Source organism: Pseudoalteromonas sp. CH_XMU1449-3 (assembly GCF_037027245.1).
Lineage (GTDB): Bacteria > Pseudomonadota > Gammaproteobacteria > Enterobacterales > Alteromonadaceae > Pseudoalteromonas > Pseudoalteromonas shioyasakiensis.
On the sequence record NZ_JAYMDY010000026.1, the window covers coordinates 20010 to 33394 of the forward strand.

12 protein-coding genes and 2 rRNA genes are annotated in these 13385 nt (G+C 42.7%); 9 read left to right on the forward strand and 5 right to left on the reverse strand.

Going from position 1 to position 13385, the window contains the following annotated elements; translation table 11 throughout:
* Window positions 1–22 precede the first annotated feature (22 nt).
* Window positions 23–1156, forward strand: coding sequence for a CsgG/HfaB family protein (locus WA256_RS19515; RefSeq protein ID WP_335993012.1), 1134 nt, complete (start codon window positions 23–25; stop codon window positions 1154–1156).
* A gap of 40 nt (window positions 1157–1196) precedes the next feature.
* Here WA256_RS19515 and WA256_RS19520 read toward each other — a convergent pair whose 3' ends face one another.
* From WA256_RS19520 to deoC, 3 genes are read right to left on the reverse strand one after another with little or no spacing between them, the layout of a single operon-like run.
* Window positions 1197–2045, reverse strand: a complete 849-nt coding sequence (locus tag WA256_RS19520; RefSeq protein WP_062564378.1) for an SPFH domain-containing protein — start codon at window positions 2043–2045, stop codon at window positions 1197–1199.
* A gap of 18 nt (window positions 2046–2063) precedes the next feature.
* Window positions 2064–2564, reverse strand: coding sequence for a hypothetical protein (locus WA256_RS19525; protein ID WP_058586658.1), 501 nt, complete (start codon window positions 2562–2564; stop codon window positions 2064–2066).
* On the reverse strand, window positions 2554–3297 hold the full coding sequence (gene deoC / locus WA256_RS19530) for a deoxyribose-phosphate aldolase (protein WP_130166127.1): 744 nt from the start codon (window positions 3295–3297) through the stop codon (window positions 2554–2556). Before deoC ends, WA256_RS19525 begins: the two co-directional genes overlap by 11 nt.
* 271 nt (window positions 3298–3568) lie before the next feature.
* Between deoC and cysG the strand changes: the two genes are divergently transcribed.
* The 8 genes from cysG (at window position 3569) to WA256_RS19570 (ending at window position 12273) form a co-directional block, all read left to right on the forward strand.
* On the forward strand, window positions 3569–4990 hold the full coding sequence (gene cysG / locus WA256_RS19535; protein ID WP_175083494.1) for a siroheme synthase CysG: 1422 nt from the start codon (window positions 3569–3571) through the stop codon (window positions 4988–4990).
* A 35-nt stretch (window positions 4991–5025) separates the two neighbouring features.
* Window positions 5026–5925: a sulfate adenylyltransferase subunit CysD gene (gene cysD / locus WA256_RS19540; RefSeq protein ID WP_054564008.1), complete on the forward strand. Its 900-nt coding sequence runs from the start codon at window positions 5026–5028 to the stop codon at window positions 5923–5925.
* Window positions 5925–7349, forward strand: a complete 1425-nt coding sequence (gene cysN, locus WA256_RS19545; protein WP_335993020.1) for a sulfate adenylyltransferase subunit CysN — start codon at window positions 5925–5927, stop codon at window positions 7347–7349. Before cysD ends, cysN begins: the two co-directional genes overlap by 1 nt.
* Window positions 7350–7381: 32 nt before the next feature.
* The gene (locus WA256_RS19550) at window positions 7382–9109 is read left to right on the forward strand and encodes an SLC13 family permease (protein ID WP_130166129.1); all 1728 of its coding nucleotides are present in this window, start codon (window positions 7382–7384) and stop codon (window positions 9107–9109) included.
* 14 nt (window positions 9110–9123) lie between these two features.
* Window positions 9124–9720 (forward strand): adenylyl-sulfate kinase, encoded by a 597-nt coding sequence (gene cysC / locus WA256_RS19555; RefSeq protein ID WP_235383923.1) that lies wholly within the window; start codon window positions 9124–9126, stop codon window positions 9718–9720.
* A gap of 3 nt (window positions 9721–9723) precedes the next feature.
* Window positions 9724–10494: a 3'(2'),5'-bisphosphate nucleotidase CysQ gene (cysQ, locus tag WA256_RS19560; protein ID WP_130049910.1), complete on the forward strand. Its 771-nt coding sequence runs from the start codon at window positions 9724–9726 to the stop codon at window positions 10492–10494.
* 171 nt (window positions 10495–10665) lie between these two features.
* Window positions 10666–10857 carry a hypothetical protein gene (locus WA256_RS19565; RefSeq protein ID WP_248530204.1) on the forward strand — a complete coding sequence of 64 codons (192 nt, stop codon included), beginning with the start codon at window positions 10666–10668 and terminating at the stop codon, window positions 10855–10857.
* A 153-nt stretch (window positions 10858–11010) separates the two neighbouring features.
* Entirely contained in the window at window positions 11011–12273 is a 1263-nt protein-coding gene (locus tag WA256_RS19570) for an aromatic amino acid transport family protein (protein ID WP_335993024.1), read from the forward strand.
* A 763-nt stretch (window positions 12274–13036) separates the two neighbouring features.
* Here WA256_RS19570 and rrf read toward each other — a convergent pair.
* Window positions 13037–13151, reverse strand: a 5S ribosomal RNA gene (rrf, locus tag WA256_RS19575).
* 125 nt (window positions 13152–13276) lie between these two features.
* Window positions 13277–13385 (reverse strand): 23S ribosomal RNA (locus WA256_RS19580); the annotation flags it as partial.

The window sequence follows — 13385 nt, forward strand, 5'->3', positions numbered from 1 at the left end:
GATATAAGTTAAGGAAAGTCATATGCTCACCAAAACACACAAAGCAATTTCGATTACGTTACTTGCTGCGGCACTGACTGCATGCCAGAGTACTTCGACAACCACCAGCAATACCAATAGCCCAGATATAAACGAAGTTGCACAGCAGCAATACAATGGCCCAAAAGCTCGGATCGCTGTTGCCCGCTTTACTGATAAATCAAACGATTCACGTTGGTGGCGTAAAGAAATTGGTGAAGGTATGGCCGATCAACTCACAACCGCATTAGTCAGTACAAATCGCTTTATTGTTTTAGAGCGACAAGCACTTGATGCCGTATTATCAGAACAAGACCTTGCTGTATCAGGCCGTGTGAGTGCCGCTTCTGGTGCTGCGTATGGTGAAATAGAGGGAGCCGAAATTGTTGTGGTTGCCGCAGTCACAGAGTTTGATGATGACAACTCAGGCACTCGTGTCGGCAGTGGTGGCTTTATCGGTGATGTATTTAGCTCTGTGTCGGCTGGTTTTTCAAGTTCGCACATGGCGATAGATTTACGCTTAATCGATACGCGTACTTCACGCATTTTAGCCGCTACCAGTGTTGAGGGTGGCAGTAAAGATTTTGACTTTACATCAGCTGCCACCAATTTTGGTGGCGCACTCGTTGGTGGTAACTTAAGTAGCTGGTCAAACACACCAAAAGAAAAAGCATTGCGCGAAGTGATCGTAAAAGCTGTTGAGTTTTTAGAATCAAAAGTGCCAACAACTTATTATCGCTATAATAGTGATAACACCATTGCAGCTGGCCATACAGCCCCTGCACCAATAAAAGTAACCGCAGCTGCAGCTCCTGCTAAAGCGCCAGTTGCATCGGTTAGTGTTCCAACTCACAGAATGCCTTACTACGAAAAAACAGACTTAGCGATGTCACGACTGAACTTGGTTTGTTTGGGTTATTTGAAAAGGCAGCCTCACTACGAAGAATATGAAATAGAAGACGTAGTGTACGATCAAGCAACCGTGATTGCTCTCACTGAGTATCAGCAAGAAAAAAAGCTGAAAGTGACTGGCCTTGCTGATGAGACGACTAAAAAGTCTCTTGATGATTCAGGGTGTATTGCCAAAACGAACAAATCAAGTTTAGAAAGCTTTGGCAGTATGTTTAAATTTAACTAAGCAAACTAACAGCCAGTGCCCGCACTGGCTGTTTAAACCCTTAGTTTGTGCCTTTCACCAGTGGTACACCATTGTTACCAACAGGAATATAAACTGTTGTATGGTTAGGTGACTCAGCCATCTTTAACTGCGCATTAATAGCTTCATGTTGTAGATAATTTGGCGTCAAAGTGGCATTAATTATTTTTTGCGCCTGTGCAATACCTTTCGCTTCTTCTACACGGATCTCAGCATCTTTTCGTGCAATTTCTTTTTGCGTTTCTTTTTCAGACAGTAATTGTTGTGCAGCTAACTTTTTCTCAACAGCATTAGCAACAATAGCCGGATAGTTAATATTTCCCACTACGACATTGGCGAGCTTAAATGGCGTTGGTTCTAAATACGCTTTTAACCGGGCTGTTACTTCTGCAGCTATTTTCTCGCGATTGGTTTTTAACACACCACTATCGTATTGCTGCACTATATCACGCACATAAGTTCTAAATGTTTCACGGACAAATCGCGGATACCAATCTTCACCACCGTATTGCTCAACCACCGCTCTGACAGAGCCGCTTTCTATTGAAATGACCGCATGAAAATCAAAACTAATGTTTAAGTCATCGTTAGCTAAGATTTTAAATGCTTCAGTATACGTATTCGGGCGCATATCAATATTAATCACCTGATTGCGCCAAAGTGACATGCCGTAGTTAGCTGGGCCAATCATAGTGCCTTGATAACCGCCTTCGCCAAACACCCGCGGCTTTTCAAATACGTAACCTTCTTCACCCGCTGGTGTACTTGGGTTAGTACACGCCGTGAGCGATACAGCAACTACACCTGCTAATGCTAAACTTGGAAAAACACTCGATAGAAGTGTTTGCGTCCCTGAACGTTTAAATTTCATTGTTGTTATCTCATTCCATTATAAAATTTGTAATAACTCACCACGATAAAAATCACATAACAACCAAATTTGTTGAAATGGATGATGCTTAGGCACATCAAGGTGAGTAAGTACTGACTTAAAATCATCAAGATGCCATATAGTACTGGCATTGCGTATTAATAACCAAGGCTGAGTAGACTCGTAATGTTTCTTGGCTTTTTGTGCTAGCAAACGATGCAAAGCACAATGCAAACGCTCGTTACTCGGTGCTAAAGCCATTTCAGCGAGATCTCGTTGCATTGAGATAGACAACGGCCGGCCTAACACCGCCATTGCTTCTGTTTCGCTGGCATATAAATGTGCGACTTCAATATCAAGCCGTTCATCACCTTTATAACAACTCACGTCTGGTTTACTCGGCGTGTTATGCCAAATATTGCGCATACTCACGCCAAACTGCTTTTCGTAACAGCGCAAAAACAACTTTGCTGCGCCGTGCTCGAGCGCTATTTTCTCTTGTTCACTTTCACGATTCATTTAATGTTGCATACACATCTTTTAATAACCCAGAAGCGCCAAAACGAAATAGCTCGGGTTGTAAGTACGCTTCACCCATAATTGATTCAGCTAGGGCTAAATACTCAGCAGCTTCGGTGACTGTTCTGACCCCGCCTGCCGCCTTAAAACCAACCTTTTTGCCACTCGCTTTTATGCTGTTCAACATGATGTCTGTTGCAGCTAGCGTTGCATTGACAGCCACTTTACCAGTACTGGTTTTAACAAAATCAGCGCCGCCATCAATTGCCAGCTTAGTTGCTGTTGCAATGAGATCATCACTTAATTCGCCACTTTCGATAATGACTTTAAGCTGCGCTTGAGTACCACATGCCTCTTTAGACGCTTTGACATACTCTAAAACTTTGCGCTCATCACCACCAATAAGCGCTTTGTAGGGGATCACTAAATCAATTTCATCAGCGCCGCGTTCAATGGCAAATAAGGTTTCATTTAACACTTGCTCTAACGGTTGCTCCCCACTAGGAAAGTTAGTAACTGTAGCCACTTTGACTTGCTGTAGTTCACGCTCAGCGAGAGCAAGCTTTGCATCGCTTACAAACTGGCTATACACACAGACCGCTGCAGGAATGCCTAACGTTGGCTCAATACTGGCAACCAAGTTATTAATGGTTTCTGTTGTGTCGCTGTCATTTAGAGTTGTTAAGTCCATCAGTGCCACCGCTTGGGCAGCGCTTGTTTGCATTTTAGTCATAGCTCTTATATTTGTGTTGCCATATTAGTGACCTATAGTAGCAAATTTTTATCATTCGGCTATAAATCATAACTAATCACCATAAGGCTGCTTATTTACTTGTAACTCGCCGCAATCCCTTGTTAACTAAGTCTTAAGCCAAAACAAACCACCTGGTATAACTTTTAGTTATATAAACTTGGTTTTAATTATTTTTTACTTTTTTTAGAGCACTATATTCTGCTTGCCTGCAATAAGCAGTTTCTTGATGTGTTTTAGGGGTGAGAACAAAGTGCAATATTTACCAATCTTTACCAAATTAGACGACAAACCTGTGCTGGTAGTCGGCGGTGGAGATGTCGCATTACGCAAATGCCGTGCGTTTTTAAAAGCGCGTGCTCATGTGACGCTAGTCGCCCCTGAATTTTGTGATGAACTTCGAGAACTTGCTGAGAAAGGTGATGTAACACTCATTAACGACTTTTTCAAAGAACAGTATTTAGATCAGCAAATGCTGGTAATCGCTGCAACTGATATAGACAGCGTTAACAAAGATGTGTTCGAACTTGCTAATGCGCGCAATATTTTCGTTAACGTGGTGGATGATCAACCTAAGTGCAGCTTTATTTTTCCATCAATTGTTGACCGTGATCCAATCACAATTGCAATTTCAAGCGCAGGCACAGCGCCAGTATTAGCACGTCGTTTACGCGAAAAACTCGAAACGCTTATTCCACAGCATATAGGTCCACTCGCTACATTAGTTGGTAGCTTTCGTGACAAAGTAAAACAACGCTTTAAACACTTTGCTGACCGCCGCCAGTTTTGGGAAGGCGTATTTGATTCATCAGTTGTAAGCAAAGTCCAAGCGGGTAATACCGAAGCTGCAACAGCGCAGTTAGAGCAATTGTTAGATGCAAAGCCAGAACCAGAAGGCGAAGTGTATGTTGTAGGTGCAGGCCCAGGTGACCCTGAGCTATTAACCTTAAAAGCACTGCAGTTAATGCAACAAGCCGATGTGGTGGTATATGACTACTTGGTTTCTGATGAAATTATGGATTTAGTACGCCGTGATGCCGACCTAGTTTGCGTAGGTAAAAGGTTAGGCGATCACAGTGTGGCGCAAGAAGATACCAATCAGATGTTGGTCGATTTTGCCAAGCAAGGCAAAAAAGTATGCCGTATTAAAGGCGGCGACCCGTTTATTTATGGTCGTGGTGGTGAAGAAGTACAAGTTCTTGCCGCGAATAAAGTGCGTTACCAAATCGTACCGGGTATTACTGCTGCTGCAGGTTGTAGCGCTTATGCAGGTATTCCACTTACTCACAGAGATCATGCGCAAGCCATTCAGTTTGTAACGGGTCACTGTAAAAAAGATGGTCAAGAATTAGATTGGCAGTCACTTGCCAAGCCAAATCAGACCTTAGCGATTTATATGGGAGTGATTAAATCACCGCATATTCAAGCACAACTATTAAAACATGGCCGCGGTGCAGATACCCCCGTTGCCATTATCGAAAACGGCACACGTAAAGAACAACGTGTGATTACAGGGCAATTAGGTGAGCTGGCTGATTTGATTTCACGCCATAGCATTATCTCACCCGCCTTATTAATTATTGGCGAAGTTGCATCATTGCATCATCAGCTTGCATGGTTTGGTCAAACAGAGCAAACCAGCAGCTTTGCCCAGCCAATTACTGGCGTAGCTTAATTTAACTTTTAATCATTTTAGTAGGACGACTAACAATGGCTTTAACACACCTTCAGCAATTAGAAGCTGAAAGTATCAAAATCATGCGCGAAGTTGCTGCTGAGTTTGAAAACCCGGTGATGCTTTACTCAATTGGTAAAGATTCATCAGTGTTATTACACTTGGCGCGTAAAGCGTTTTATCCAGCAAAGATCCCATTTCCACTTTTACACGTTGATACCAACTGGAAGTTTAAGGAAATGATCGAGTTTCGTGACCGCCTAGCTAAAGAGTATGGCTTTGATTTAATCGTCCACAAAAACCCTGAAGGGTTAGAGATTGATATCAATCCATTTGTACACGGCTCAGCAAAGCACACCGACATCATGAAAACGCAAGGCTTAAAGCAAGCGTTAGATAAATACGGCTTTGATGCTGCGTTTGGTGGGGCACGCCGTGACGAAGAGAAATCACGTGCTAAAGAGCGTGTTTACTCATTCCGTGACAAACACCACAGATGGGATCCAAAAAACCAACGTCCAGAGCTTTGGAATACATATAACAGCCAAGTTAACCCGGGTGAAAGCATTCGTGTATTCCCGCTATCTAACTGGACTGAACTTGATATTTGGCAGTATATCTACCAAGAAAACATTGAAATGGTTCCACTTTACCTTGCCAAAGAACGCCCTGTCGTTGAGCGTAACGGCACGCTAATCATGGTTGATGATGAGCGTATGCCATTAGAAGAAGGCGAAGTACCGCAAATGAAGTCGGTACGTTTTCGTACTCTTGGTTGTTACCCACTAACAGGTGCTGTGGAATCAAATGCAGGTACCTTAACTGAAATTATTGAAGAGATGCTGCTTTCAACCTCTTCTGAGCGTGAAGGCCGCGTGATTGATCACGACTCTGCTGGTTCAATGGAAAAGAAAAAACGTGAGGGCTATTTCTAATGTCTAAAACAAACGACACGATTAATGAAGTAAGAGAGTTAGGTATCGACGCCTACCTTGCACGTCAACAAGACAAAAGCCTTTTACGCATGCTGACCTGTGGTAGTGTGGATGACGGTAAATCAACGCTGATTGGCCGCCTTTTACACGACAGTCACCAAATTTATGAAGACCAACTTGCAGCCCTGCATAAGGACAATGAAAAAGTCGGTAATGCCGGTGAAGAGCTTGATTTAGCACTTCTTGTAGATGGTCTTCAAGCTGAACGTGAGCAAGGTATTACCATTGACGTTGCTTATCGTTACTTCTCAACAGCAAAACGTAAGTTCATTATTGCTGATACGCCAGGACATGAGCAGTACACGCGCAACATGGTGACCGGCGCATCAACCAGTGATGTGGCAATTATCTTAGTTGACGCTCGTTACGGCGTACAAGTACAAACTAAGCGTCATAGCTTTATCTGTGACTCACTAGGTATTAAGCAGTTTGTTGTTGCTATCAATAAGATGGATATCGTCGATTTCGATGAAACCGTATATGAGAAAATCAAAGCGGATTACCTTAAGTTTGCAGAGCAACTAAACGTTACTAATATCAAGTTTGTGCCTATGTCAGCGCTTAAAGGTGACAACGTAGTTACACGCTCAGAGCACACACCTTACTACACTGATAAACCACTACTTGAGTTACTTGAAGACTCACCAGCTGCAGAACTTGATAACGGTTTTGAAGCACGTCTTCCTGTCCAGTATGTGGTACGCCCTAACTTAGACTTCCGCGGCTTCCAAGGTACTTTAACCTCTGGCAAGTTCAGCGTGGGTGATGCGGTAAAAGTATTACCATCAGGTAAAAGCTCAAGCATCAAAGAGATTGTGACTTTCGATGGCAACTTAGATACTGCTGAAGCAGGTCAAGCAATTACCTTAACGTTAAACGACGAAATTGATATCAGCCGTGGCGATGTGATTGTACAAGCCGCTTCAAAAGCCGCTGTTACAAACCGTATTCAAGCTAAATTAGTATGGATGCATGAAGCGCCGCTTGTATTAGGTAAAAGCTACAACTTTAAGTTAGGCAGCAAAAATACCTCGGCAGTGGTAAGAAAAATCGATCACACGATTGATGTAAATACCCTTGAGCATGGTCAAGCAGACTCATTACAACTTAACGAAATTGCGATTGTAACCTTAGAGCTTACAGAAACAATTTTGGCTGATGAGTACCACAACAACCATGAAACAGGTGCGTTTATCCTAATTGACCGCCTATCAAACCTAACCGTTGCGGCAGGTATGATTGAGCAATTACTTAGCACTGAAGAACAGCAAAGTAGCTTTAGTGACTTTGAAGTTGAGTTTAACGCTTTAGTACGCAAGCACTTCCCTCATTGGCAAGCGCTTGATATAACTAAGCTTAAATAATCACTATTCGCCTGTTATAGGAAGTAAAAAGCATGTATCAACAGCTGGTATTAACAGGCATTATGCTGGTATTAGTGGGGTGCCTTTTTGGCACTCGGCTAAAACCTGCATGGTTATTTGTCGGCGCCATTGGTATTAGTTATTTAGCAGGGCTAATAAGCCTTGAAGATATGCTAATTAACTATGCAAACCCTTCTTTAATCACCCTTATTCTACTTGTACTCGTTTCGATAGCTGTAGAAAAAACCACCTTAGTACAAAAACTTGCTCAGTCTCTTTCTAAAGGTAGCCTGACAAGTTCGGTGACCAAGCTTGGTTTATCAACCGCCTTTTTATCATCATTTACCAATAATACTGCGGTAGTGGCATCACTGATTAGCTCGATAAAAGAAAGCCCGACACATTCACCGTCTAAGCTTTTATTACCTTTATCGTACACTGCTATTTTAGGTGGCACGATCACCCTGATTGGTACTTCAACCAATTTAATTGTTAATGGCTTTGCCGTTGAAGCGGGCATGGAGCCACTTGGTTTTTTTGATTTTACTTTGATTGGTTTAGGCGCATTGAGCGTTGGCCTTATCACTATTTTAGTGATGCTCAGATATTTACCAGATAACGGTAAAAATAACCAAGAAGTGGTGCCCTTTTACCTTGAAGGTAAAGTAGAAACCGGCTCAAAGCTAATTGGTAAAAGTGTTGAGGAAAATGGCCTTCGTGAATTAAAAGACTTGTTCTTAGCTGAAATTATTCGTGGTGATAAACGTATTTGCGCAGTTACGCCAAAACAAGTTATCAAAGAAGGTGACGTATTACTTTTTGTAGGTGATATAAAGTCTGTGCCTCTGCTTACCCGATTTGATGGCTTAAAAGTTGTTCACGACAAACATGAGAAAGATGTCGAGCACCTAGTTGAAGTCGTTGTTAGCCATTCTTCAAAATACATTGGTAAAACAATTAAAGAAGTTCGCTTTCGTGAACAATTTCATGCAGCCGTTATTGCTATTCGCCGCGGCCATGACCGTTTACAAGGCGGCTTAGGTAAAGTTCAATTGCAAGCGGGTGATTCATTGATCCTTGCGCCTGGCAAAGAGTTTTACTCGCTACCTAATTTAAAACGTGAGTTCGTTTATATATCAGGCCTTGATTTACAAACTCATTTAAAACCTAAGCAATCAAATATTGTGTTAGCAAGTTTTGCTGCCGTATTGGGGTTAAGTATTGTTGGCCTAGTACCATTAGTTAAGGGCCTACTCGTTCTTCTTATCGGTTTAATGCTAACAGGCACAATCAAGCTAAGTGAAGTAAAACGTCGTTTTCCGATTGAGTTACTCGCAGTAGTGGGTAGTGCTATTGGCCTTGCCAAACTCATGATAGGCACAGGCCTTGCCGGTGAAATTTCATCAGCCATGTTATACGTATTAGGTGATTTCGGGCCTTACGGGGCATTTATCGCAATATTTTTAATGACGGTTTTATTTACCGAACTCATTACCAATAATGCCGCTGCCGCGCTTTCATTTCCGGTAGCGTATGCACTCGCCGTTGGTTTTGATGTATCACCTTTGCCCTTTATTATGGCTGTCGCATTTGGTGCATCGGCTAGCTTCATTTCGCCATTTGGTTATCAAACTAACTTGATGGTTTACAGTGCGGGAAATTACCGCCTTAAAGATTACATTGCCATGGGCTTACCTTTATCGATTATTTACTCGATTACAGTATTAATACTTATACCACTGGTATTCCCATTTCAATAACGAGAGTAAAGACAATGGATGAAAATATCGTTTGGCATAATTACGCTATTAGTAAATCACAGCGTAGTGAGCAAAAAAAACATAAGCCTGCCATTTTATGGTTCACTGGTTTTTCAGGTTCAGGCAAAAGCACTGTTGCGAACGCACTAGAAAGCGCATTAAATCAATTAGGTGTTCACACCTACCTGCTAGATGGTGACAATGTGCGTCATGGCTTGTGTAAAGATCTTGGCTTTACTGATGAAGACCGCGTGGAAAACATTCGCCGCGTCGGTGAAACTGCAAAACTAATGGTCGATGCCGGTCTTGTGGTATTAACCGCATTTATTTCGCCATTCCAAAGCGAACGCGATATGGTAAGAAACTTAGTAGAGGATGGTGAGTTTATTGAGGTATTTTTAGATACCCCGCTCGACGTGTGTGAAACACGCGACCCTAAAGGGCTTTATAAAAAAGCGCGAGCAGGCGAAATTAAGCACTTCACTGGTATCGACTCAGACTATCAAATCCCTACATCGCCAGAAATTAAAATCGATACCAGTAAAAACAGCCTAGACCAATCGGTGCAAGAACTGGTAGCGTATTTAAAACAACAGCAAATTATAGGTTAAGTCATGAATCAAACGGAACTGCTAGAAGAAATATTACTCCTCGCACGCCAAGCCGGTAGCGCAATAATGGGGATTTACGAAAAGGATTTTAATGTTGAGTACAAAGCTGATGAAAGCCCAGTGACCGACGCCGACCTAGCAGCTCACAAAGTGATTGTGAATGGCTTACAACATCTTACCCCTGATGTACCAATTCTAAGCGAAGAAAGCGCTGATATTAGCTGGGATATTCGTCAAACTTGGCAACGCTACTGGTTAGTCGATCCAATTGATGGCACCAAAGAGTTCATCAAAAAGAATGGCGAGTTTACAGTTAACATTGCCTTGATTGAAAAAGGGAAACCGGTATTAGCTGTTGTCGATGCACCGGCATTAGGTGTGTCGTATATTGCTGCAGAAGCAATTGGTGCCTTTAAAGATAAAGGTGATGAGCGCATTGAACTTAAGGTAACTCGTAAGCCAAATAAAGGGCTTATCCGTGTTGTCGGCAGCCGTTCACACCCTTCTCCTGATCTAGCTGAATTCGTAAAACAGTTTGAAGATGTAGAAATGGTTTCAAAGGGAAGCTCGCTAAAACTTTGTCTGGTTGCCGAAGGTAGTGCAGATATATACCCACGCCTTGGCCCAACCTGTGAGTGGGATACCGGAGCTGGCCATGCGATTGCCGAAATAGCAGGTGCAACGGTTAGCAAACTCGATGGCAGCCCACTACTGTATAACAGTAAAGAAGAGTATCTGAATCCGTTTTTTGTCGTATCGGCATTACAGAACTAGAGCGTTCCGCTAAATATCGTAGGCTGGGTAGAGCATAGCGAAACCCAGCATCTATCCTGTCATCTTAACCCTAGCCCCTTTAATACTCCTTATTTTACAATCAGTTTAACCTAGCCAATAAGCCTTTGTTCCTATAGTATTTTGCTCTCTCAAACTATTAAAGGAATAACTATGACGACTGTTGAAAAAGCAATTGAAGCCGGCTACGAGGCCCAAATTAGCGCACTATATAAAGCCCTTTCACAAGGGGTACTTGCCGCTAATGGCGATGAAGACGAAATCACAGCAGCTGAGGCACGTTTTAAGAAAGGTTTAGCATTTGCCGCAGACATTAAAGCTCGCGCACTTGCAGCAGCAGAATAAATACCACAACAGGGCTTTATAAATAAGCCCTGCCACCTTCCTTTGTAAGTCTCTCCTTACAGCATAGTTATCTAAATACAACGCTAAAACATGCATTCTTAATCGCTTTTCTATATGCTGCGCGACAATTATTATTCTAATAGTGGAGTGCTAATGAACACACATCAAGATGCTATGCCGTATGATGCATCGACAACAAGTAGTAACTCAAAATGGAACCTTCATGACACCCAATGGGTGTTAAGTTTATTTGGCACCGCAGTCGGTGCAGGGATTTTATTCTTACCAATTAATATCGGCATCGGCGGATTTTGGCCTTTAATTATCATGGCATGCCTTGCTTTTCCGATGACCTACTTAGCTCACAGAGGCTTAGCCCGCTTTGTTTTATCATCAAAAAAGCCTGAAGCAGACTTTACCGATGTAGTAGAAGAACACTTTGGCATTAATGCAGGGCGCTTAATCTCTTTACTGTATTTTCTGTCTATCTTCCCTATCTTACTTATTTATGGTGTTGGCTTAACCAATACTGTAGACAGCTTTATCGTTAATCAATTAGGTATGGAGTCACCCCCACGCGTGCTGTTATCTGGCCTGCTCGTTGGCGGTATGATCAGCCTAATGTTAGGTGGCGAAGCACTCATGTTACGTGCTTTTGCAATCCTTGTTTATCCGCTTGTCGCAATCTTGTTTTTCTTATCGATTTACTTGATCCCAAGTTGGCAAATGCCAGATGTTACAGTCCCTGAGTTTTCTGGCTTCATGAAAACACTTTGGTTATCAATACCTATCATCGTATTCTCATTTAGCCACGCAGCTGCGATATCAAGCTTTGTACATGTACAGCGTGCTCACTATGGCAACAATGCTAAAATGAAGTCAGAAGCAATTTTGAAGCGTACCAGTCTACTATTAATCGTGTTTGTTTTACTGTTTGTATTCTCATGTGTGTTGTCACTATCTACTGAGCAAATGGTACAAGCAAAAGCTGATAACGTGTCTATCTTGTCATTCCTTGCCAATATCACTGATAACTCGTTTATTGCGACCTTAGGGCCATTAGTTGCCTTTATTGCAATTACCTCTTCGTTCTTAGGTCACTTCTTAGGTGCCCGTGAAAGCTTTAATGGTCTTGTTAGTAAACAAGCCCATATGAACCCTAAACTCGTTGATAAAATTGGCACTGTTATCATGTTCTTCGCTATTTGGTATTGCTCAGTGATCAACCCAAGTATTTTAGACATGATGGATCAACTATCAGGCCCTATCATCGCCATGATCCTTTTCATCATGCCGATGATTGCCGTTTATCAAGTACCTAGCTTACACAAATACAGAAACCGCTTAAGCACACTGTTCGTATTAACAGTTGGCTCTCTAGCAGTATTTGCGCTTATCTACAGTATGATTAAGTAATCTCATCATTGCTAGATATAGAAGCCCAGCCGGGAAACCGGCTGGGCTTTTTTGTTAGTAACTGGAAAGTTGGAAGGCGTGGCGTAGGTTGGGTAGATCGCAGCGAAACCCAACACAGAGCTATCAGCTTTCAGCCGTCAGCGATCAGCCGCTAGGTGTGGGTGCTTGGTACTGCGTCTTCCTCTGCCGGGGGCTCTTGCTCTTGCTCTTGCTCTAGGCTCTAGGCTCTAGGCTCTAGGCTCTAGGGTCTAGGGTCTAGGGTCTAGGGTCTAGGGTCTAGGGTCTAGGGTCTAGGGTCTAGGGTCTAGGGTCTAGGGTCTAGGGTCTAGGGTCTAGGGTCTAGGGTCTAGGGTCTAGGGTCTAGGCAAAGTTTACTTGTAGGAATGGCTTAGCCGTGAATGTTTTTGTAAAGGTCTGAATTCGGCACTGAAGTGCCTCCTACAGGGGTTGTTGCTGAGGGTGACTCTCTACTAAACAACCAAACAGTTCAACTTTACCATTGCTAACTAGCAACTCGCTAACTATTTAGCTATGAATGTGTTTGTTATGGTCTAGATTCGGCACTGAAGTGCCTCCTACGGGGATGTTGCTGAGGATGACTCTGTACTAAACAAACCAACAGTTCAACTTTACTCTTGCTAACTAGCAACTCGCTAACTCGTGTTGGGTTTCGCTCCGCTCTACCCAACCTACCTGGCTGAAAGCTGACAGCTAAAACGCAAAAAAGCCCGACTCTTTCGAATCGGGCTTTCTCTTATTTGGAGCCTGGCGATGACCTACTTTCACATAGCAACTGCTACACTATCATCGGCGCTGTTTCGTTTCACTACTGAGTTCGGCATGGGGTCAGGTGGGTCCAAAACGCTATTGTCACCAAGCAAATTTGGTTTAATTCGCTCATCTGAGCAAATTAATAAATCTGGAAATCTGATATCAAGTAAATGTCTACTTTAGTTTCTTAACTTCTGTCTGTTACGCTGTCATAAAACGCGTTTGGCGTTGTATGGTTAAGCCTCACGGGTAATTAGTACAGGTTAGCTTAATGGCTCGCACCACTTCCACATCCTGCCTATCAACGTTGTAGTCTTCAACGGCCCTTCAGAGACTTTAAA

Excerpts from the sequence above, each read along its gene's own strand:
- WA256_RS19515 (WP_335993012.1), top strand. The coding sequence starts at position 23 with ATGCTCACCAAAACACACAAAGCAATTTCGATTACGTTACTTGCTGCG.
- WA256_RS19520 (WP_062564378.1), bottom strand. The coding sequence starts at position 2,045 with ATGAAATTTAAACGTTCAGGGACGCAAACACTTCTATCGAGTGTTTTT.
- WA256_RS19525 (WP_058586658.1), bottom strand. The coding sequence starts at position 2,564 with ATGAATCGTGAAAGTGAACAAGAGAAAATAGCGCTCGAGCACGGCGCA.
- deoC (WP_130166127.1), bottom strand. The coding sequence starts at position 3,297 with ATGACTAAAATGCAAACAAGCGCTGCCCAAGCGGTGGCACTGATGGAC.
- cysD (WP_054564008.1), top strand. The coding sequence starts at position 5,026 with ATGGCTTTAACACACCTTCAGCAATTAGAAGCTGAAAGTATCAAAATC.
- cysN (WP_335993020.1), top strand. The coding sequence starts at position 5,925 with ATGTCTAAAACAAACGACACGATTAATGAAGTAAGAGAGTTAGGTATC.
- WA256_RS19550 (WP_130166129.1), top strand. The coding sequence starts at position 7,382 with ATGTATCAACAGCTGGTATTAACAGGCATTATGCTGGTATTAGTGGGG.
- cysC (WP_235383923.1), top strand. The coding sequence starts at position 9,124 with ATGGATGAAAATATCGTTTGGCATAATTACGCTATTAGTAAATCACAG.
- cysQ (WP_130049910.1), top strand. The coding sequence starts at position 9,724 with ATGAATCAAACGGAACTGCTAGAAGAAATATTACTCCTCGCACGCCAA.
- WA256_RS19565 (WP_248530204.1), top strand. The coding sequence starts at position 10,666 with ATGACGACTGTTGAAAAAGCAATTGAAGCCGGCTACGAGGCCCAAATT.
- WA256_RS19570 (WP_335993024.1), top strand. The coding sequence starts at position 11,011 with ATGAACACACATCAAGATGCTATGCCGTATGATGCATCGACAACAAGT.